At 63.8% G+C, this 20,921-nt stretch carries 15 protein-coding genes, 1 other RNA gene and 4 pseudogenes; 4 read left to right on the top strand and 16 right to left on the bottom strand.

All coding sequences use genetic code 11. The features are described 5' to 3' along the window. Window positions 1–182: 182 nt before the first annotated feature. The 5 genes and pseudogenes from FOM02_RS44755 to FOM02_RS44735 all read right to left on the bottom strand — a co-directional run bounded on the left by FOM02_RS44755 (window position 183) and on the right by FOM02_RS44735 (window position 4,491). Window positions 183–1,310, bottom strand: a complete 1,128-nt coding sequence (locus FOM02_RS44755; RefSeq protein WP_027561569.1) for a muconate cycloisomerase family protein — start codon at window positions 1,308–1,310, stop codon at window positions 183–185. Next, window positions 1,307–2,062, bottom strand: coding sequence for an SDR family NAD(P)-dependent oxidoreductase (locus FOM02_RS44750; RefSeq protein WP_027561568.1), 756 nt, complete (start codon window positions 2,060–2,062; stop codon window positions 1,307–1,309). The genes FOM02_RS44755 and FOM02_RS44750 overlap by 4 nt, the downstream gene beginning before the upstream one ends. After that, a complete protein-coding gene (locus FOM02_RS44745) occupies window positions 2,062–2,868 on the bottom strand; it encodes an amino acid ABC transporter ATP-binding protein (RefSeq protein WP_027561567.1) in 807 nt (268 codons plus the stop codon). The genes FOM02_RS44750 and FOM02_RS44745 overlap by 1 nt, the downstream gene beginning before the upstream one ends. Next, the gene (locus FOM02_RS44740; RefSeq protein WP_027561566.1) at window positions 2,865–3,527 is read right to left on the bottom strand and encodes an amino acid ABC transporter permease; all 663 of its coding nucleotides are present in this window, start codon (window positions 3,525–3,527) and stop codon (window positions 2,865–2,867) included. The genes FOM02_RS44745 and FOM02_RS44740 overlap by 4 nt, the downstream gene beginning before the upstream one ends. Before the next feature lie 116 nt (window positions 3,528–3,643). Continuing rightward, window positions 3,644–4,491, bottom strand: a pseudogene (locus FOM02_RS44735) (transporter substrate-binding domain-containing protein). Between the two features lie 183 nt (window positions 4,492–4,674). Here FOM02_RS44735 and ffs point away from each other — a divergent pair. Continuing rightward, window positions 4,675–4,771, top strand: an RNA gene (gene ffs / locus FOM02_RS44730) — signal recognition particle sRNA small type. Between the two features lie 94 nt (window positions 4,772–4,865). Further along, window positions 4,866–6,245, top strand: a pseudogene (locus tag FOM02_RS44725) (DNA polymerase III subunit gamma/tau); the annotation flags it as partial. Here the strand turns inward: FOM02_RS44725 and FOM02_RS47035 are convergent. The 7 genes and pseudogenes from FOM02_RS47035 to FOM02_RS44690 all read right to left on the bottom strand — a co-directional run. Further along, window positions 6,145–7,401, bottom strand: a pseudogene (locus FOM02_RS47035) (hypothetical protein); the annotation flags it as partial. The pseudogenes FOM02_RS44725 and FOM02_RS47035 overlap by 101 nt on opposite strands. A gap of 279 nt (window positions 7,402–7,680) precedes the next feature. Further along, the gene (locus FOM02_RS44715; RefSeq protein ID WP_265442272.1) at window positions 7,681–8,679 is read right to left on the bottom strand and encodes a polyprenyl synthetase family protein; all 999 of its coding nucleotides are present in this window, start codon (window positions 8,677–8,679) and stop codon (window positions 7,681–7,683) included. 120 nt (window positions 8,680–8,799) lie between these two features. After that, on the bottom strand, window positions 8,800–10,143 hold the full coding sequence (locus FOM02_RS44710; protein ID WP_265441210.1) for a cytochrome P450: 1,344 nt from the start codon (window positions 10,141–10,143) through the stop codon (window positions 8,800–8,802). Continuing rightward, the gene (locus tag FOM02_RS44705) at window positions 10,143–10,988 is read right to left on the bottom strand and encodes an SDR family oxidoreductase (protein ID WP_027564013.1); all 846 of its coding nucleotides are present in this window, start codon (window positions 10,986–10,988) and stop codon (window positions 10,143–10,145) included. Before FOM02_RS44705 ends, FOM02_RS44710 begins: the two co-directional genes overlap by 1 nt. Continuing rightward, a complete protein-coding gene (locus tag FOM02_RS44700) occupies window positions 10,975–11,283 on the bottom strand; it encodes a ferredoxin (RefSeq protein WP_265441209.1) in 309 nt (102 codons plus the stop codon). The genes FOM02_RS44705 and FOM02_RS44700 overlap by 14 nt, the downstream gene beginning before the upstream one ends. Then, window positions 11,271–12,571 (bottom strand): annotated as a pseudogene (locus FOM02_RS44695) (cytochrome P450). Before FOM02_RS44695 ends, FOM02_RS44700 begins: the two are co-directional and overlap by 13 nt. Before the next feature lie 94 nt (window positions 12,572–12,665). Continuing rightward, the gene (locus tag FOM02_RS44690) at window positions 12,666–13,868 is read right to left on the bottom strand and encodes a cytochrome P450 (protein ID WP_265441208.1); all 1,203 of its coding nucleotides are present in this window, start codon (window positions 13,866–13,868) and stop codon (window positions 12,666–12,668) included. A gap of 1,201 nt (window positions 13,869–15,069) precedes the next feature. On the opposite strand from FOM02_RS44690, the gene FOM02_RS44685 reads away from it, so the two are divergent. Next, window positions 15,070–15,699: an FMN-binding negative transcriptional regulator gene (locus FOM02_RS44685; protein ID WP_265441207.1), complete on the top strand. Its 630-nt coding sequence runs from the start codon at window positions 15,070–15,072 to the stop codon at window positions 15,697–15,699. A gap of 915 nt (window positions 15,700–16,614) precedes the next feature. Beyond that, complete coding sequence (locus tag FOM02_RS44680) at window positions 16,615–17,520, top strand: TauD/TfdA dioxygenase family protein (protein ID WP_265441206.1); 906 nt, start codon at window positions 16,615–16,617, stop codon at window positions 17,518–17,520. Between the two features lie 185 nt (window positions 17,521–17,705). On the opposite strand, the gene FOM02_RS44675 is transcribed toward FOM02_RS44680, so the two are convergent. The 4 genes from FOM02_RS44675 to trbF are packed head-to-tail and all read right to left on the bottom strand — an operon-like array spanning window position 17,706 to window position 20,874. Beyond that, a complete protein-coding gene (locus FOM02_RS44675) occupies window positions 17,706–17,948 on the bottom strand; it encodes a DUF2274 domain-containing protein (protein ID WP_084334931.1) in 243 nt (80 codons plus the stop codon). Between the two features lie 12 nt (window positions 17,949–17,960). Then, window positions 17,961–19,163 (bottom strand): TrbI/VirB10 family protein, encoded by a 1,203-nt coding sequence (locus FOM02_RS44670; RefSeq protein ID WP_027564008.1) that lies wholly within the window; start codon window positions 19,161–19,163, stop codon window positions 17,961–17,963. Then, window positions 19,160–20,194 (bottom strand): P-type conjugative transfer protein TrbG, encoded by a 1,035-nt coding sequence (trbG, locus tag FOM02_RS44665; protein ID WP_027564007.1) that lies wholly within the window; start codon window positions 20,192–20,194, stop codon window positions 19,160–19,162. The genes FOM02_RS44670 and trbG overlap by 4 nt, the downstream gene beginning before the upstream one ends. After that, entirely contained in the window at window positions 20,191–20,874 is a 684-nt protein-coding gene (gene trbF / locus FOM02_RS44660; RefSeq protein WP_265441205.1) for a conjugal transfer protein TrbF, read from the bottom strand. The genes trbG and trbF overlap by 4 nt, the downstream gene beginning before the upstream one ends. Window positions 20,875–20,921: the final 47 nt, after the last annotated feature.

The following is a 20,921-nucleotide window of genomic DNA, read 5'->3' as shown; positions in this document are numbered from 1 at the left end:
TCGTCGTCCCGGACAAGCGCAGCGAAGCGGAGCGCCGATCCGGGACCCATAACCACAGGAAGAAATTTGGCGAAGACTCGTGGTTGCCAGCTCGCGCCGCAACTTTTCCCGTGGTTATGGGTCCCGGGTCTGCGCTGACGCTTGCCCGGGACGACGACCGAGTTTGTGGCCGCGCCGGTGGCTTACGCCTCCGCCAGCACCCGCGCATTGGCGCGGACCGAGGCTTCGCTGACACGGATGCCGAGGCCGGGACCATCGGGCACCACGACGTGACCGGCGCGGTTCGCCACGCGCTCTTCCAGCACATCCTCGGTCAGCACGTGATGCGGCATGTAGAATTCACAGCCGAGCGAGATGCCGGGTGTGGCCGCGATCAGCTGCGTGCCGGCGGCAAGGCCAATGCCGCCCTCCCACAGCGTGCCGCCATAGCCGGGCAGGCCGGCGATGTCGGCGATCGCCATGATCGCCTGCGCCTCGAACAGGCCGCCGGCCTTCATCAGCTTGATCGAGACGGCATCGGCCGCCTCGCGGCGCACCACCTCCATCATGTCGCGGCGGTCGAAGCAGCTTTCGTCCGCAAGCACGGGCGTTTCCAGCGCCGCGGTGAGCTGCGCCATCACGTCGGGAAATTTGCGTGGCACCGGCTGCTCGATGAAGGTCGGCGCGAACTCTTCGATATCGCGCAGGATCTTGATCGCGCCGAACGGCGCCAGCGCCTGGTTGTAGTCGACGCGCAGATCGACCTTGTCGCCGAACTCTTTCCGGATCGCTGCGAGATGATCGAGATCCTCGTGATGCGGTTTTACGCCGGTCTTGACCTTGTAGATGACGTTGCCTTCAGGAACCATCTTTCGCATGCGCTCGAGGTCAGCGGCGAAATCGGGATCAGCGATGGAGAATGACAGGGGAATGGTGTCGCGTACGCGGCCCCCGAGCAGGTCGGCAACCGACAGGCCCGACGACTTGCCGACGATGTCGAGCAGCGCCATCTCGATGGCGACCTTCGCCTCGGCATGTCCGACCAGCGCGCGGTCGAGCTCCGTCATCAGCGCGCGGATGCGGCGCACGGGTTTGCCGAGCAGGATCGGCCTTAAGTAAATGTCGAGCGCGGAGAACGCGGCCTCCGGCGTTCCCGTGAACACTTCCCACGGTGCGGCTTCGCCCCAGCCGACGACGCCGTCGCTGGAAGTGAGCTCGAGCAGCACACGTTTCACCGAGCCCTTGACGTTGCCGACGCCCTGCAGGCGCGCCATCTTGATCGGGCTTTCGATCAGGAACAGCCTGATGCGTTCGATGGTTGCTTCGCTCATGTCAGGCCTCCATTGACGTGCCAGACCTGGCCGGTGACGTAGGACGCCTTCGGTGACGCCAGGAAGGCGATGATCTCGGCGACTTCCTCAGGCCGCCCGCGGCGGCGCATCGGGATCAGCGCTTCGGTCGCGGCGATCTGCTCGGGCGACAGCCGGCTTTCGCTCGGCTTGTCCTTGACGATGAGGCCCGGTGAAACAGCATTGACGGCGATGCCGTCTTTCGCAAGCTCGACCGCGGTGAGCCGCACCAGCGCCTCCAGCGCGGAGCGGCTTGCCGCGGTGGCCGCAAACGGCGCGAATTCGGGCCGCATCGCGTGCGCCACGAAGGACGATACCGCGACGATCCGCGCGTCCCGTCCTGCCCGCAGCAGCGGCAGCGCGGCCTCGACCATGCGGGTGAAGGCCAGTGCGGATTCATCCATCGCCTGGCGGAATTGATCCGCCGGCGTGCCGATCGCGCTGCCGCGGCGGGCGTGGCCGCCGACGAGGATCAATCCGTCGAGCCGGCCGAAGGCGGTTTGCGCGGCGGCGATGGCGTTGGCGGCAGCAGCCTCTTCGGCGAGATCGCCGAGGCACTTTGCGACGATAGCGCCCTTCGCTTCAGCCTCTGCCGCAGTGGCGTCGAGACCTTCCGCGTTCGAGCGCGTGTGCAGCAGCAGCGCGGTGCGGGGCGCCGCCAGCAATTTTGCGGTGGCGCGGCCGATGCCGCTGGCGGCACCGGTGACGAGATAGGCGCGATCGATATCAGGCATCACGATGTCGCGTTGGCCGGCGGCAACGCGCCGGTGCGGTGGAAATGGCTGAGGAAGGCGCGCGTCGCGGCCTGCTGCGGATTGTCGATCACCTGCCGCGCCGGGCCTTCCTCCACGACGACGCCGTCGCGCATGAAGATCAGGCGGTCGGCGACCTCGCGGGCGAAGGCAATCTCGTGGGTCACGATCACCATGGTCATGCCTTCGGACGCCAGGCGCTGCATCACATTGAGCACCTCGCCGACGAGCTCAGGGTCGAGCGCCGAGGTGGCCTCGTCGAACAGCATGACATCAGGCTCCATCGCCAGCGCCCGCGCGATCGCGACGCGCTGCTTCTGTCCGCCGGAGAGCGTTGCCGGATATTGGTCGGCCTTCTCGGCAAGGCCGACTTTTGCAAGCTGGGCCCGCGCGAGCTTCTCGGCGTCCGCCTTGGCCATGCGGCGCACGGTGACCGGCCCTTCCATCACATTCTGCAGCGTCGTCATGTGCGGAAACAGGTTGAAGTGCTGGAACACCATGCCGGTGGTGGCGCGGAACTTTGCGAGAGTCTTCACATCGGGCAGCTTGGTGCCTTCACCGAACGCAAAGCGCGTGTCGCCGACGCGGACGCTGCCGCCGTCGGGCACGACCAAGAGATTGATGCAGCGGAGCAGCGTCGATTTGCCGGAGCCGGACGGGCCGATCAGCGCGACGACGCCGCCCTTGGCGACGTCGAGGTTGATGTTCTTCAAAACCTCGTTGCTGCCAAAGCTCTTGCGCAGGCTGCGGATCTCGATTTTCGAAATGTTCTTGGATGGCTCGCTCATTCGCTCACCGCCAGTCGCTTCTCGCCGCGGCGGACGATGATGGTGAGCGGGATCAGGATCGCCGCATAGGCGACCGCGACCGCCGTGTAGGTCTCCAGCGGCCGGTAGCTGTCATGGGCCGCGACCTGGCTTTGATAGACCAGATCAGGCACCGCCAGCACCGAGACCAGCGAGGTGTTCTTGAACTGGATGATCGACTGGTTCATCAGGGCCGGGATCATGCGCTTGATCGCCTGCGGCAGCACGATGCGCCGCATGCTCTGGCCCGGCGTCATGCCGAGCGCGGCGCCGGCTTCCGACTGGCCCTTGTCGATCGAGATGATGCCGCCGCGGATGATCTCCGAATAGAACGAGCCGCCATAGAGCGAGAGCGCCAGCGCCGATGCGGTGATCGGTGTCATCTCGACGCCGGCGAGGATCGGCAGCGCGTAATAGAACCAGATCAGCTGCACCAGGATCGGCGTGCAGCGGAACGCCTCGATGAAGGCGAGGGCTGTGAGACGCACGGCCCTGAACCGCGACAGGCTGCCGAACGCGCCGAGCAGGCCGAACAGCAGCCCGCACACGACGATGACGATGGTGAAGCCGACGGTGACGCCGAGCCCGTTGAGAAAGAGCCAGCGATAGCTCCAGAGGATGCCGAAGTCCCACTGATACATGCGTGCGATTACTCGTCGTCGGTGCCGTCATTCCGGGGCGCCCGAAAGGGCGAACCCGGAATCTCGAGATTCCGGGTTCGATGCAGCGCATCGCCCCGGAATGACAGTGTGAAAATTTACAACGACACGCCCGGCGGAATGTCCGCTTCCGTCACGCCCACCAGCTCCATATTCGTGATGATCGCGTTGCGGATGAAGCCGAGGCCCTTGTTGAAGTCGATCCAGGTGTTGACGTAGTCGCGGAAGGTCTTGTCGTTCTCGCGGCGGAAGCCGGCGTTGGACGTGGTCGCGAAGATCGGCGTCGGCAGCACGAACTGGCCGAGCGAGGGGTTCTTCTTCAAGACGGTCAGCGAGAGCATGGTGATCAGGCACTGCGCGTCGACGCGTCCGGTCTGCAGCGCGGCGGTGGCATCGTCGGCGGTCTTCAGGCGCGAGATCTGCGCCTTTGGCGTCAGGCGGCTGACGACCTGGTCGTGCGAGGAGCCCTGGTCGACGGCGATCTTGACGTCCGGCGAGTTCAGCTCGGCCCAGGTCTTCGGCTTGAAGTCCTTCTTGCAGAGGATGCCGAAGGCGTTGTTGAAGACCGGCACCGAGAAGTCGACCACCAGCGCGCGCTTCGGCGTCGGGTTGAGGCCGAAGAAGATGTCGATCTTGTTGGACTGTAGATCGAGCACCGAATTGCCCCAGGTGGTTTCGGTGATCTCGAGCTCGGCCTCCATGTCGTCGGCGAGGCCCTTGGCGATGTCGATGTAGAAACCCTTCCACTGGCCGGTGGCGAGGTCCTTCATGTAATAGGGCGCGCCGCCGCCGACCGCACCGATCCGCATCTTCTTGGTGCGACGGATGCGGGCGAAGGTAGATTCGTTCGGGTCGCCGCGGTCTGGGCCACGGCCGGGGCGGCCAGCGCGGCCGCGGTCACCGCGCCAAGTCCGACAATCGATGCAACATCACGACGTGTAACCATTGGGATCAATCGCTTTTCTGGTTGGGTGGAGTTCCGGCAGCGTTCTTAGCAAGGTGGTCCCATCAGTGAAAGCACAGCCTATCGGCTGGGCAGATCCGGATTTGCCCGGATGCTGGGCAAACCCCGCTGGTTCGAGCCGATACCCGCTTGCTTTCCGCTTCCTTTGGCCCCAAATAGGGACCGGGAGATTGGCGGTGGACGAGCCACTCGCCAACCGGGTCAGGTCCGGAAGGAAGCAGCCCTAACGAGGTCCGGATCGGGTCGCTCGTCAGTCTCCTACCTGTTTTTCCGAGCGAATTGCGCCGGCGGGCCTCCCGCCAGCGCGCTCCTTTCCGCAAAAGCCGGCCGAGAGACATTTCATTGCGGATCGACCGATGACCGACGCTGGCGCCCCTCCGAACCCCGATAGCGCCGGCCAGGCCAATGCCCCCTACCGGGTGCTGGCGCGCAAATACCGCCCCTCTTCATTCGACGACCTGATCGGCCAGGAGGCCGTGGTCCGCACCGTCTCCAACGCGTTCGAGACCGGGCGGATTCCGCAGGCCTGGATCCTCACCGGCGTCCGCGGCGTCGGCAAGACCACCACCGCGCGCATCCTGGCCCGTGCGCTCAACTACGAGATGCCGGATGGCTCGGTGAAGGGCCCGACCATCCACATGCCGACCTTGGGTGTGCATTGCCAGGCGATCATGGAAAGCCGGCACATGGACGTGCTGGAGATGGACGCGGCCTCGCACACCGGTGTCGACGACGTCCGCCAGATCAATGACAGCGTGCGCTATGCGCCGGCCAGCGCCCGCTACAAGGTCTACATCATCGACGAAGTCCACATGCTGTCGACGGCGGCGTTCAACGCCTTCCTGAAGACGCTGGAGGAGCCGCCGGAGCACGCCAAGTTCGTGTTCGCGACGACCGAGATCCGCAAGGTTCCGGTCACCGTGCTGTCGCGCTGCCAGCGTTTTGACCTGCGCCGCGTCGAGGCCGACGTGCTGATGAAGCACCTCGCCAACATTGCCGCCAAGGAGAGCGTCGAGATCGAGCCGGAAGCGCTCGGCATCATCGCGCGCGCGGCGGAAGGCTCGGTGCGCGACTCTCTGTCGCTGCTCGACCAGGCGATTGCGCATGCGGCGGGCCAGGTGAAGGCCGACGCGGTCAGGCAGATGCTGGGCCTCGCCGACCGCACCCGCGTCATCGACCTCTTTGATTCGCTGGTCCGCGGCGACATCGCCGCCGCCTTCAAGGAGTTCCGCGACCAGTACGATGTCGGTGCCGATCCGATCGTCGTGCTGTCCGATCTCGCCGAGTTCGTGAACTTCGTCACCCGCGTGAAGATCGTGCCGGCGACCGCCGACAACGTCGCCTATGGCGAGACCGAGCGCGTCCGTGCGAGGGATTTCGCCTCCAAGATCTCGATGCGGGTGCTGTCGCGGATGTGGCAGATGCTGCTCAAGGGCATCACCGAGGTGCAGGCTGCGACGCGTCCCGCCGCGGCCGCCGAGATGGTGCTGGTGCGCATCGCCTATGTCGCCGACCTGCCGACGCCGGACGAGGCGATCCGGATGCTGGAGCAGAATGGCGGCGGCTCGCCGGTCGTGAACGGCGGAAGTAGCGCGCGCAGCAGCGCGCCGGCCGCACCGATGGCCTCCGCGGCGGCCGCCCAGCCGCCTCGCCGCGCTGCGCCTGCAGCAGCGCCGCCAGCGCGCGCTCATCCCACCACTGGGGCTTGCCTTGCGCCAGCGCAGCGACCGCATGCGCGGTGGGATACAGCCACGAAACGTGCCATTTTTCGTTGTCCCATAGACCGTGCGGGTTGCGATTGGCCTCGACATAGGCGCTGGTGCCGGCGGCGGGCTTTCCCAACAGTCGCAACGCATGCAGGGCGTGGATGTTGGTCGACAGCGAGGCATTGCGCTCGCCGGGAAAGGTGACGAACAGCTCGCCGATTTCAAAATGGCGCAACGCATCGACCGCCGCGTCGCGGCCTGCAATGTGCAGGACACACAACGCAACGGCGGTGTCGTCCGCATCAGCCGCGAAATGCAAGGCCGGACCCAGACCGCGCACGCTCAGGCGAGCGTCGAGCTGCGCGACAATCACGCGGACCGGCTCGGCGAGCGCGGGATGCGCGAACAGCCCGGCCAGATGAAGGGTGTACAGCGACCAGCATGGCTCGAACACATTGATCGGCCACACGTTGGGAACGACGCCTTCGATGCCGCTGCGCGTCGCCCGCGATGCCATCTGGAGATACGCATCCGCGCGCCCGACCTGTGGCGTGCTTCCCCGCGTCACGGCGTACGCACGCCACGCGGCGGTGGCCGCCGGACTGATGCCGATGCTGCCCTCGTCATCCGGGTATGCGGTCGTCGGCGACGTCCCCCAGGCTTCCCAGGAGTGCAGCAACGGATGACCGCTCGGCAACATCGCCAATGCCCGCAGCTTGTCCAGGCACGCTTGTCGCAACGGCAACAGCGCTGGATGGCGCGGAAACGCCGCGTCACCCAGCAAGGATGCGGCCTCACCGTAAAACTGCGGCAGGATCAACTCCGCGCCGATCGGCGCGTCTTCTGGCACCGCATGCGCGTAGGGATCGGGTTGGACCTGGAGGAACCGGATTGCAGCCCGGACAGCGTCGGCAGCACCGGGAAGAGGATCGGCACGCTGCAATGCCAATAACGCTGCCCAGGTGGGCGCATGCCGGAACTGCGGGAAGTCCGCGCTTCCCCATCCGCCGTCGGCCTGTTGCTGCGCGATGAGCCACGCGTATGCGTCCTGCCGACCGTTGACGTTGCCGTGGAAGCGCAGCGCCCGCGCCGTGTCGTAGACCGACGGACCGACGCTGCCGCCATCGCTCATTTCGCTCAGCAGGCCGCGCAATTCGGAAAGAATCTGTTCGGACAGCGCGTTCACGATGGATGTTCCTTATGCAGACGATTGAAGAGAACCGGGATCGGGCAGACGCAGTCCATGTCGCCCGCATGCTCGTCGCGTAGGCAGCGCCGGACGGCCGCCCTGCTCCGGCGCGGCGAGGTCCCCAATGCTCGCGCCGGTCCGCCGCGTAGGCTTGCGCGCGGGGCGCCGCGTGCGCCGGGGCGGACGATCGGCACCGCGACTCGGACAAAGTGCAGCATGTATCTCTCGCCGGTCGATCGCAGCGGCACGAGGGCGTCTCCATCCGGACGGGCGCGCTCATGCGCATGGCGCGTGCTTGAAGAGATACGCGTTGGCCCGCTCTAGGAGTTGCGCCAACCGTTCCGCACGCGGCCCCAGCGGCGCAATGGCGTCCCCGGCATCGCGCAACAGATCCAGCGCGAACTGGCGTGCTGCCTGCAGTCCCATGATCGACGCGCAGGTCGGCTTCTGCGCCGCCGCGTCCTTGCCGGGGGTCTTGCCCAGCATCGCGGCATCCGCTGTCACGTCGAGAATGTCATCGATCACCTGCAACGCCAGGCCGAAACAGGCGCTGTAGTGATCGAGCGCACAGTACAGCGCAGCGTGCGCGGCATTCTCCGCGAGCGCGCATAGAGCGCCCATGCGAACGGACGCGCGCACTAGCGCTCCGCTCTTCATCCGGTGCATCGCCACGATCCTGTCCAGCTCGACGTGCTTTCCCACCAGAGACAGATCCATGGCCTGCCCGCCGGCGGCACCCTCGGCTGACACCGCCCGCGCCAGTTCGCGCACGAGCGCAATACGGTTGTCGCCCGGCGCGTCCAGGCTCGCCAGGGTCAGGAAGGCGTGCGCTTGCAGCGCATCGCCGACCAGGATCGCTGTAGCTTCGCCGAACTTGACGTGCACCGTCGGAAGGCCGCGGCGAAGCACGTCGTCGTCCATCGCGGGCAGATCGTCGTGGACCAGGGTGCAGGCGTGTATCATCTCGATGGCGGCGCCAACGTCATCGAGCATGTGCGCCGGCGCGTCGGCCAGTGTGCCGGCAGCCAGACAGAGCAAGCCGCGGGTGCGCTTCCCGCCATGCAAGGTGGCGTAGCGCATCGCCGCCATCAGCTCGGTCTCACCGTCGTGTTGGGCGCAGAGAAGACGCGCCAGCACCTGTTCGACCCGGTTTGCGCCCTCATGCATCCAGATCTGGGGCAGCAGCCCGCCGGATGCGCCCCGCGCTTGCGTGCCCAATCCGCCGAGCGCGGAATCACCACTTCTGTCATCCTGTGGCGTAGAGCCGGTCTGCATGTTGTTCATTCCTTGTCCCTGACAGGCGAGCCGCCGCGGTGTTGTCTGCGTCGCAGGGAGTGCAGCAATCCCGCGCCTCGCCAGCGCCGCTGCCTCACCACAGGGGCATGTGATGCCAGCTCATGAGAATCCGATGCGGATAGTCATGGACGGATGTGCGGTCGGGTAATAGCGCCGGCCTTTTTCGACGCCGTTCAGCAACCGCGGCCGCGTCCCGCCCTCGTGCATGGTCAGCGCCAAGGCGATGCAGAACTGCACCAGTTCCAGACATGCCAGGTGGTAGCCGATGCAGACGTGTGGGCCGGTACCGAACTGCAGCATGTCCACCGGCCGGATAGGCTCGGTGCGTTCCAGCCAACGCGCCAGGCGAAACTGATGAGGCGCCTCGTACAGCAGCTCCGAGGTCGAGAAATGCAGCACCGGGATGCATAGATCAGTGCCCGCGGGAATGCGCCGTTGGCCGAGTCGCAATTCACGCACTGCGCGACGCACCAGGAGCGGCGTCGGCGGATGCATGCGCAGCGTCTCGCGGAACAGCGCTTCGGCGACCGGACACTGCGCCAAGTCCGCGTGCCGGGTCGGCACCGCGCCCACGCGTTGCGCCTCCTCGACCAGAGCGTCCCACAGCCCAGGCTGCCGCGCCAGCTCGATTACTATCCACGCCATAGTCGACGCCGTGGTGTCGTGACCACCGAGCAGCAGCAAGCGGATATTGGCGACTAGGATCTCATCGGAGGGCGCATCGTCGCTCCGATCGAAGGCGCTCACCATGTCGTTGATCAACCCGGTGGGCGCGACATGTTCGCGCGCGTCGCGAACGAACTCACGCAACCGCGCATCGATCCAGTCTCGGGCGGCGCGGCCGCGCCGCAAGGGCAGTCCGGGCAGGTCGACCGGGGGCGCGACGATCAACTGCAGCAGTTGCCGGTACTTGCGACGCCATTCCGGCAGGTCCTGCGCGGGGATTCCCATGAGGCTGAAGATGAGTTTGAGCATTAGATCGCCGCTTTCTCGCAGGATGGTTACGTCGCCCCGGTCGCGCCACCTCTGCACCCGCGCCCGGATGATGGGCGCGAACAGCTCACCGATGCCGGCCTGGGTCAGCGCCGTGGGCAGGAACGTCGCCTGGATCGCGCCGCGCGCCTGCCGGTGCGCGCCGCCGTCCTGGGCGACCAACGTTCCACAAAACAATTCGGGCGCGATATCTTCGATTAGCGCCGAGGACACGTCCTTGTGCCGGAGCAGTGCGATCGCATCCGGATCCAGACAGGTCACCATGTGTCCGGCAGGGCCGAAGTCCAGCCAGAAGTGGCTGCCCAGCGTCCGTTCCGCACGCCGCAGCAGGCGCGGCAGGTCGCAGACGATAGCGGGAAGGTGCCCGACCAAGGGGAAAGCGCCGGGCACGACCGGGATGTCGTGCCGCAGCCGATCTCGACGGTTCAGCGGGTTGAGCAGCATGTCCATCACCAGCGCGACGATGCAGCCGCTTCGGCGGTCTCGCCGGAAGGCGGCGCGGCGCGGCTGTTTCCACCGTCGGCGTACGTCGGCACATGCGCCAGCATGCCGCCGTCGATGCACACCACTTGGCCCGTGATGAACGCAGCATCGTCAGAGAGTAGGAACGCCACCAGAGCGGCCACGTCTTCGGGGCGGCCGACGCGCGGCAGGAGCTGGTGCCGGCGCAGATGCCGTTGCATGCACTCGTCCAGCTTGGCCAGGAGACGCTCGGTCATGATGAGACCCGGCGCAACCGCGTTGCAGCGGATCTTCGCATGACCGTACTGGGTGGCGAGCGAGGCCGATAGCATGTTCATCGCCGCCTTCGATGCGGCGTAGGACGTCAGCGTGGTGTCACCGCTGAGCCCCTGGCACGACGACATGTTGACAATCGCGCCACCGCCGCGGGCGATCATCCCTGGGATGGCCCGCCGGCAGCAGAGCAATGTGCCGCGCAGATTGGTTGCCATGGTCTCATCCCAGACCGCCAGGTCCAGGTCGAGGATCGCCCGGTCACGCGGAGTCAGGTGCATGGCGCCCGCATTGTTCACCAGGAGATCGACCGCACTGAAGTGCCGCTCCGCCGCATCGAACAGCGCTGCCACAGCCTGCGCCTCGGCGATGTTGATGGCCAGAGCCAGCGCGTGGCCCGCCTCGGCCGCGATTTGGGCGGTACAAGCCGTGGCCGCCGAACCATCAACGTCGGCGACCACCACTTTGCCGCCCTCGCGCGCGATTGCGAGGGCGCATGCCTTGCCGATCCCGGCGCCGGCGCCGGTCACCACGGCCACCTTGCCTTCAAACCGTCCCATCGTGTCCTCTTGGATTGCGTTGGTCTCTCGCGGCATGCCGCTCCGCGTCCGCCGGAGAAGGCGCACTGTCGGCGCTGGCGCGCTCGTCACGGCTAGCTTCGCTTCTGATGACCCGAATGGCGGCGACCGGGCACTGGCTGGCTGCGAGCCGCACGGCCGCGCGCAGCGCCTGCGGAACTGTCGCCCCGCACACTTCGGCCACGCCGTCCGATTCGCGCTGGCGAAAAATACCCGGTAGCGTCACCGCGCACTGTCCGCTGGTTCCGCACAGATCCTGGTCGACTAAGACTCGCATCGCAGCCCCTGCGCATGCAGCCGCACCGGCAGCGCGCGGAACGTCCTAAGGAATGCGGAGGGCTCCCGGGTCGCAGCTCGGCCAATGTCAGCGTGGGGAAGCGCGCCTGAATCCGCGGCAAACTTTCGGCCAACTGCACCCGGGCCAGTTGCGCACCGAGGCAGAAGTGGATGCCGTGGCCGAAGCTCAGCATGATCTTCCCGTCGGTCGACATGCCGGGACTAGTGCCGTAGAACCGGGCAGGATCGAAGCGGTCGGGATCGGCGAAGGCGTCGGGATCGCGATTCCCAGACGCGATCAGCACGCGCACGTCCGCGTTCTTCGGGATCACCACGCCGCCTAATTCGATGTCGTGCTGGGCGATACGCGGAATGGAGCTGAACATGGCGGGCGCGTCGCAACGCAGGACCTCTTCGACGAATGCCTTCACCCGCATGGCGTCTCCCTGCAGCCAGTGCCGCTGTTCGGGATAGGCCAGCATCGCCAGGACCGCATGGTCGATGGTCGCAGCAGTGGTGACGAAGCCACCCAGCAGCATGCCCCACAACATGCTGATCAACTCCGCATCTGAAAGCGTGTCGACATCATCGTCGTGTGCGAGGACCAGCATCGACACGATGTCGTGGCACGGATCGGTGCGCTTACGCTGTATGAGAGCGCCAAAGTAGGCCTTCACTTTGGCACTGGCCGCGTCCGCCGCGGCGAGCCGGGAATCGCTGGCGTGTGGGCTCAGGCCTTCCAGAATGGCGCCGATGCCCGCGGCGAGCCCGAACATGTCGTCCTGAGGCATGCCGAACAGTTCGGCGAAGACCAGTATGGGCAAGGCCAGCGCGAATTCCCGATGCAGGTCCACGGCCTCCCCGCGCTCCAGAGCGGGCGCCATGCCGTCCAGCCGCGCTTCGACGATACGCGCGATGCTCGGCCGCAGGTTGTCGATCTGGCCCATGGTGAAATCGCGCGAGATCAGCCGCCGCAGACGCGTATGCGTCGGTGGGTCCTTCATCGCTAGCGTGGAGGCCAGCAGATTGAGCGACAGGCTGGTCGCCGCATGCGGAAAATAGCGCGCCAGTTCGCCCGGCGCCGGTCCCCGAAACGCATCGCCCGTGGCCTTGAGGGCCCAGTAGATGTCGGCGTGGCGGCTCAACAGAAAGAGGCCCGACGCCGCGCGATGCACCGGGTCGTGCTCGCGCAACCACCGCATGAACGGATACGGGTCGTGGATCCACGCTGGCGACGCCAGTTCGGCGAACGCGTCCCGGCATGCTGCCGTGGTTTCTTGCACGTCCATCTTCGTTACCTGTTGGCTGGCTGATCTGAGCGGTGCAGGCAGGTGCGCCGGCAAACCGCGGACACGATTGCGTCCCCCCAGCGGCGTCCGCACATCACCAGAAAACCGGGAACTCCTCGAACCCGCCAGTGATGATCTCCTTGCGCAACTTCAATTGTTCGGGCGCGACGGCCAAGCGCAGCGCGGGAAAGCGCTGGAAGATCGAACCGAACACCGCCTTGAGTTCCAGCCTGGCCAGCTCTCCGCCGATACAGGAGTGCGGACCGTAGGAGAACGCCAGGTGCGGCTTTTCCTGGCGCCCGATGTCGAAGATTTCCGGCGCGTCGAAATGGCGCGGATCGAACGACGTTGCCGGCAGGCCGACCAGCACCTTGCTCTCGGCGGGAATATGCACGCCCGCGATGGTCACGTCGGTTTTCGGATAGCGCATGATGCCGTCCCAGCCCGCGCCCGGCGGATACATGCGCAGGATTTCCTCCACGGCCTTATCCCCCAGGGATGGATCGCCGACCAGGCGTTCGCGCTGTTGCGGATGGCGGAACATGGCCAGCAGGCCGCATTCGATCTGCGCGACGGTGCTCTCGTGCCCCGCCACCAGCATGCCTGCCGCCAGGCCGATCGCTTCTTCCTCGGCAGCCTTGCCCTGGTCGACCGCCGCGAGCAGATCCGTCAGCAGGTTGTCGCCCGGATTCTGGCGCTTGTCCCGCATCTTGTCCCGAATGTAGGCGCGCAGTTCTTCCCAGGCCAAGCGCGACGCTCTGCGCGGGCCGCTTTCATGCTGGTGCGTCATCACCTCGTCGGACAGCGGAGCGAAAAAGGCCTGATCCTCGTAGAGCAGGCCCATCAGGGCGCTGATGACCATCGCCGGAAGCGGAAACGAGAGGTGGCGCCGCAAGTCGGCGGGCTGGCGCTGGGCCGCCAGGTTCTCGAACAACTGCGCAGCGATCGCCTCGACATGCGGCGTCAGCAGCTTCACCCTGCGGCTGCTGAAGGCCGGCGCGACGAGCGTGCGTAGCCGGACATGCTCGCCCCCCTCGTGCGACACGAGCCACCCCGGCGAGCCAAGAATCACCGAATCCGGGGTGAACGCCGTCGGCGGCATTCCCGCCGGCCGGAACGCCGCGTCGGACAGCGCCGCCTTGGCCTCGTCGTAGCCTGTCACCCACCAGCCTTCGTGGCCGGACGGGAAGCGCACGCGGTGTATCGGACCGTTGGCGCGTAGCGCCAACATCTCGGGCGAGGGCTCGATGTGATCGACGCGCCACATCGGCAGCATCGGCAGGGGTTGTTCGGACACGGTAGCACTTCACTCTCTAAGCGATGGAGGGGGCGCAAGGTGCCCACAGGCGCTGCGGTCACCGACTTTACGTGCGCTTGTGTTCACTTCTGTTGGTCGATGATGCCGCGGGGAAGGAGACCGAATCCTAGGGCGTCAAGTTGGCTTTAGCCAGCTACCAAATCTTGTAGCCTCCTAAGCTAAGCGCCTGGTGCCACAAAACATATGCGGAAACTCTGTCGCCTCGCGCTACCATACGGAAACCTATTTCAGATGGGTATCCGCCTATGTTGGTTGGCGTCATGCGCGTCTCAGAACACGGACCTGCAGCGCGATGCGCTGCTCGGCTCGCCATCGTGACCTCGCTCGAAGGACAATCGGGTGGCGTTCCACTCGCTGACCGAGAACCTGCACACGGCGACGCCCTCGGGCGAATTCCTGTTCCGGCTGCACCGCGCTAGCACAGAGCGCGCTTTAATCTAGGACCATGTTGCCAGCTACTTGCGCACGTTCGCGTTGGCACCATTGCCAAACTCGAGAACCGCGTTCTCGTCGATGAAATACGCGGTTGCGGAATCCGGCGCGGCGCAACCTCGCCCGCCTCAGCTTCGTCATCGAACCCAAGGGCCGGGTAGCTCTGCCAGCGCCCGCTTCAGACACCGGGGAGATACGGGCACCTTCGCTACGGCTTATTCGAGCGCGGCCTCAACCTGATCGCGCGTCGACGGTGGAAAATCCTCGACAACCTCCTCGGCCGATTGCCCATGAGCGAGGGCGTCCCCCATAGACGGGAACTCTCGTGTTTTAATTGATGGGTTGGTTGCGATCACCTCCGACTTGTACCCATCGACGCAGTTCAGACGATGAACACGCCTTTGCGGGCGGCGTCGATCTTGCCAAGATCAAGGACTAATTCGCCAAAACGCGATTCGGTGCGAATCGAACGACAGCTGCCGGATCGCTTCATACAGGCGAGCCGGAGTAAGATCTCTGAAGGTCCATGAATGCCCGGCTCAGCCCGCAGGAAATAGCTACGGAAACACCCACCCAACGGCAGCTCGACGGACTGAAGCGGCTGAGTGGAATTGCCCGCGTCCCGAATAAATCCGAAGCCGTCACGTCAAAAGAGGAAGCGGAGAAGCTCTACGGGAGCGACTAAAACTGGCAGTTTTCTCGCATATTGACTTGCGTCTATCTCGACGACCTCCAACGGAGAGCCTTCATGTACATACCAACCCACTTTCGAGATGACGACATCGAGAATATTCGAGCGACAATCCGCTGCGCCCGATTGGCCAACCTAGTCACAGCGACATCAGATGGGCCACTTGCGACGCCTCTTCCGCTCTTCCTCGACGAGAGCGAAGGCGAACACGGCGCACTATACGGGCACCTGGCGAAGGGCAATCCGCAATGGCGCACGGCCCCGATCGGAGAAGCTCTGGCGATCTTTACTGGCGCAGAGGCTTATGCGACGCCATCCTGGTATCCTAGCAAGCGACAAGCTGAACATGTGGTTCCGACATGGAATTACATCGCGGTCCACGCCCATGGGCCGATTGAGTTCTTCGAGGATCCCACTCGCCTGCTTGAGGTTGTGACGCGTCTGACGAATATCCATGAGACATCACGTGCGACGCCCTGGGCCGTCAGCGATGCTCCCGCGGATTTCATCGGCGCCCAGTTGCGTGAAATCGTCGGCGTGCGCATCCCGATCACCATGGTCGAAGGCAAACGCAAGATGAGCCAAAACCGCCCCACGCCTGATCGTATTGGTATCGCCACCGGCCTAGCGGCGAGCAAACTGGCACGGGACCAGGAAGTTGCAGCTCTTATCTTGGTTCAGGACTGAGACGAAAATGTGCATGACCAGCAGTGCCGCAGCCATCTTACATCTACAGCTCTCACGAATCCAAGCGGTCGGGCCATCAATTAACTCGCGAAATTCACGAACGGAAACGTCAGCTCGGGCTTGCCGCACTGTGCAGGCACTTGTCCGTATTCTGACAGCGGCACAATCTGGTGTCAGGTCCAGCACAACGCGCATAGTAAGTGTCCAGACTTTCGAAAGCCCATCCGACTCTGCGGCTCCCTGCGCCGCCCGGGATGGCCATTGCTTAAAACAAAGCAATCCAGAAAAGAGCCGCGGAGGCAGCAATGCTCACGCTCTGCAAACTCCATCTCGCCCCCGGAAGCAATTACATTGTTGAACCAAGTCGCGCACAAGTGACAACAACTTGGAATGGAGACTCACGTCAGCGACATTTTGACAGTTGCGCGCCGCGCATCTCAGTCTAGGAGCATGAGCAAGCAAGAGCCGCGACGCTTGTATATGCACCAATGATTTGTCCCCAGAAAGAACCGTCATCGTCTAGTGAGCGACATGCCAGTTGAGACGGAACTTGCCCGCAATCTCGGTTCGTCAACGTATCAATCGTGGGATGATATGTTTTCGAGGCGCGCTTCCGCGCGGCAGGGCCGGACTACATAATTCATGAGCACCATAAACTATTGCCAACTCAAGATCTGCCGTTTGCTCGCTCCTGCTGTCGCTTCGCGATTCGACATTCGAAGGGTTGGCTCGGTGAGCGAATTCTTTCGTCACTCGGCCCAACCACTGGCTCAGTTCGAGTGACTCGCGCCAAATGCCACGATTCGTTTACTGCCCATGATCGAGTACATGCTAGCCTTTTGCTTGGCACGATGCTTGCTGAAGATCATTTATCCCAAGGGGTGAGGAAGAACTGCAAGGGCTTGGAAAAGTAAGATGAGCACAAACGCTTTGATCGGAGGCGCCATTCCGAGCACCGATGTTGTGAAACGTGCAGCGCGCATCGGTGCCGAAGTCAAAAATATCAAGCTATCAGGCGACCTACCGGACCACACGATCGCCGCGATCAACAGCTTACTGCTCGAGCACAAGGTGATCTTCTTCCGCAATCAAGGACATCTCAATGACGCTGAGCATGAGCGCTTTGCCGCTCGTCTCGGAAAGCTAGTGCCACATCCGATGCTCGGTGCTACCAAGGGGATGGCGTCGCTCCTCGAACTGGACTCCACTCGCGGCGGCGGTCGTGCCGACGTTTGGCATGCGGATGGGACCTTCGCCGACGCCTATCCCAAGATTTTGGTCCTGCGGGCCGTTGTAATGCCAATGTTCGGAGGCGACACCGTATGGTCGAACACCGCTGCTGCTTATCTTGGTCTGCCGCCGCCGCTACAACGGCTTGCCGAGGCCCTCTGGGCCGTTCACAGCAACGTCTTCGATTACGCCGGGATCGCGCGGGTCCGCGAGGTCGACAAGAAACATTTTGACGAGGTGTTCACCAGAACAGTTTTTGAGACCGAGCATCCCGTCGTACGCGTCCATCCCGAAACGGGCGAGCGGACGCTAGTGCTCGGCGCTTTGGTGAAGGACTTTATTGGAATCCGGAAATACGATGGACAAAAGCTGTTCGATCTGCTCCAGTCTCACATCACTGCGCCCGAAAACACTGTGCGTTGGAATTGGTTAGAGGGCGATATTGCGCTGTGGGATAACCGCGCAACGCATCATTACGCGGTCAACGATTACGGGAACCAGCATCGAGTCGTACGTCGGGCCACGATCGAGGGTGACGTGCCTCTCAGTGTCGATGGCCGGAGCAGTGTAACGCGAAAGATGACCGAATAACTGCACGTCGACGCCTAGCGCCCCCCGGCTGAAAACTGGGAAAAATTGGTAATCGGAGTTGTTTCGGGCAAACTCGAAAGCACACTTTGCGTCGCCATATCTCAGCTCTTGATGCCAACTCGGCAGCGCTTCGCTGTGCTGGCAACTATTTAGCGTGGGCAATGGCTTCGAGGAAACCACGAGCATCACTGTCCTTCGCCGGCGGCCGGTACGTGACCTTCACGTTTCAGTTTAGAAAATCCGCGGTCAGTAGCCATGAAACGCGCCAGCATGGGCGCGATCAGCTTCGTAGGATCGACGCGTTGCCCGTTTTCGCGTGCCAAAGCCACTGCATAGGCAACGAGATCCCGATGCACCGCTGCCGGAAGCTCAGTGGTGACCTTGACCGGCTTGTCGTCTGGAAGCGCTCCTATTCTAAGTTTCGGCATCGCTCATCCTCCCTATGGCGCAAGTATGAGGTCGCGATTGACGAGAACGCGAACCGGGAAACCAGGTCGTACGGTCAGCGTGGGCTGGATGTTGAGACTGCGCCGAACCACCTGCTGTCCGGTCTGGTTCAGCGAGTCCGAGGCGCCGTGCCGCAATGCTTGGATGATTGCGCTGTCGTTGCTGTTGGTGTCCGAGCCGGCACCCAGTTCGGTCCCGACAGCCAAAAACGTCGAAAGTGCCGCAGCCTTGAACAGCTCACCCCAGTGATTGTCGACCTGGTCTTCGAGGCCTGCATATCCGGCAGTGTCAGCGCCAGGCTGACGCTCGAGAACGATAGAACGTCCGTTCGGCATGATCAGCCGGGTCCAGACCAGCTGGACGCGGGATTGGCCGAAAGCGACCTGACTATCGTAGACCCCGATCAGACGCGCTCCCTGGGGCACAAGCAGAAAGCGGCCCGTCGGTGTGTCAAAAAGGTTCTCGGTGATCTGCGCGGTCACTTGGCCTGGAAGGTCCGATCGGATTCCGGTGATCAGGGCTCCCGGAATAACCGTCCCAGCCTGCACGATATACGGTGAGACTGGCTTGGTGACGCGATCAGGGCTGACTGTGCGGCGGTCCACAGAGGCGTTCACGAAGGCAAGCTTGCGGTCCTGACCATTCTGCACAAATCCGTCGTCATTGGCACTCGTCGGGCTTTGTGATACGATGCGATCGCCCCCTACACCTGCAGCCGTGGGCTCACGCACTTCTCTCCCATTGGTCGAAGCGAACAGATGGCTGATGCGGGCTGCTTCGATCTCTTGATCCCGGCGCTGCCGTTCCGGATCAGCGCCGATCGTGGGCGACTGGCCTTGGGCGGCAAGGATCGGCCGACCGAGGTCCCCGGGAAGCGGCGGACCCAGTTGCGGGATTGGCTGGCGTGGAACGCCAGCATAGTCCTTCGGCAGCCCTGTAATACCGTCGGCGACATTGTGATGGTCGGTACTGTAAAGCTCATCGGCCGCCTGGTCTCGAGGGCCAGTCTTCTGCAGCGACCACAGCACGGCTCCGCCGATGACAAGGAGGGCGACCGCGCTCCCTCCCGCCAGTACTTTCCGCGACAACCGCGTCACGCGCGGGTGCTCCGCTCTCAAGCGAAAGCTTCCGGACTGATCCTCTTGGGTCTCAGGCTGCGCCGCTTGCTCCTGATCGTTTCCATTTCTGACATTCATGACGACGGCCTCCCGTCGGTCCGGACAATACGGACCTTCTGCTGGTGCTCGCCGCCAAGCCGCAGTTCGGCGGCAGCAAAAAGCCGATCGACGATCAATACGTTGCCGTAAGCGCGATAGTTGACGAGTTCAGTCTTGCCGTCTGGACCGATGACGAAAAGCGGAGGCATCTCGCCCTGCACGATGCCTTGCGGGAATTCGACATAGGCCTTGCGGCCATCGTCATATGCGGCGAGCGGCCGCCAGGGAGGCCTGTCGCCTTCGATGGCATAGCGGAAGATACGCTGTGCCGGATCGGGAAGAACGGGTTTCAGAGCGACCGAACGCGATCGTTCGCGTACCGTTTCAGGATAGTACCAGATAACGGATGGCATGTATGGCCGCTCGCGGGAGCGGAGCTCAATCAGGTACGTGCGCCGGTCGGTGTTGACGACAAGATTGGTCTCGATCGATGCGCGGGTCGGCTTGACCAGGATATGGACGCGTCGTGTATCGCCGCTCCCGCTCTCGGTGTCGCCCACGACCCAGCGGACAGTATCTCCGGCCGCGATCGGCCCCGATCCCGTCAACTGCTCTCCTTCCTCGAGTGCGATATCCGTGATCTGCCCGGGTGCGGCATAAATCTGATAGAGGGCACCCGGGCTATAGGCGTAGATCTGGGCTGCGTTGAAATACCCTCGCTTGCGCGGTTCGACCCGGGCTGCGCTGTTTGCGGTCTCGACCCGGCTCACGGGTTCAGCGTCTTCCTTCCCTCCCGACTTGCCGCCGAAAGCCGGCTTCCAGAGGGGTGGAACGTGAAGCGGTCGCGATCTGTCGTCGAGAGCCACCGGCGTCGCCGGCAGCGCCGGGACCTCCGCGTCATAGCTGATCTCCGGCGGTATATAAGTCGCGCACCCAGCGAGCGCCGATGAACAAAGCAAGAGCACGGACAGAAGCGCTCGTTTTGAGCTGACCAACTCGGACCGAAGCGAATTGAGCTTGCTGTGCGAGAGGAAACGTTTCAAACGAAACTCAGATGGCGTCTTGGTCACTGACTCAACTCCTTTGACCAGTTGATAGCGTGGACATAGACCCCAAGGGGATTCTTGCGCAGGCGTTCGGCATCGCGCGGCGTCTCGGTCACGATCGAGAGAATTGCAGTCCAGCGTTCGGTCGAACTCAACGAGCCGTTGTCGTAGACACGCTCAGTCCACGCGACGCGAAAGCTTTCTGAAGAGGCGCGAATGACGCTCGAGACGTCGACTGAGATTTGCGCCTTACCTAGCTTGGCAAAGGGGTCATTGCTGCGCGCATAGTCATTCAGCGCAGCCGCGCCACGATCCGTCGTAAAATCATAGGCCCGGAGCCAGTTCTGGCGCAGAACGATACCGTCGGCCGGCAGCCCTCTGACGTCCTCGATGAAGCGCGCCAGATGGTAGGCGATCTGAGCGTCAGTCGGTTGATAGTCGATGCTGGCCGGCGCGACCCTTTGGGCCTGGCCGAGATGGTCGACTTCGACCACCCACGGCGTAATCGCGCCCCTGCTCGATTGCCAGACAAGGCTACCTGCGAGACCGCCTGACAGCACCAGGCAGCCGAACGCCATCAGGCGCCAGTTCCTGGCTTGCACGCGCGCCGATCCGATGCGTTCGTCCCAAACCTGCGCTGCCTTTTGGTAAGGCGTGATCGGCTCGGGCATGCGCCCGTAGTGTACGGAAGATCGTTTGAACATCGATAGTTGCCCCTGAGATCAAGTGATCGGTTTCAAGTCGTGCGATG

The sequence above is a fragment of the Bradyrhizobium sp. SEMIA genome, from assembly GCF_014844175.1.
GTDB lineage: Bacteria > Pseudomonadota > Alphaproteobacteria > Rhizobiales > Xanthobacteraceae > Bradyrhizobium > Bradyrhizobium arachidis.
The sequence above is the reverse complement of the archived record's forward strand: the minus strand, read 5'-3'. Positions and strand labels throughout refer to the sequence as shown.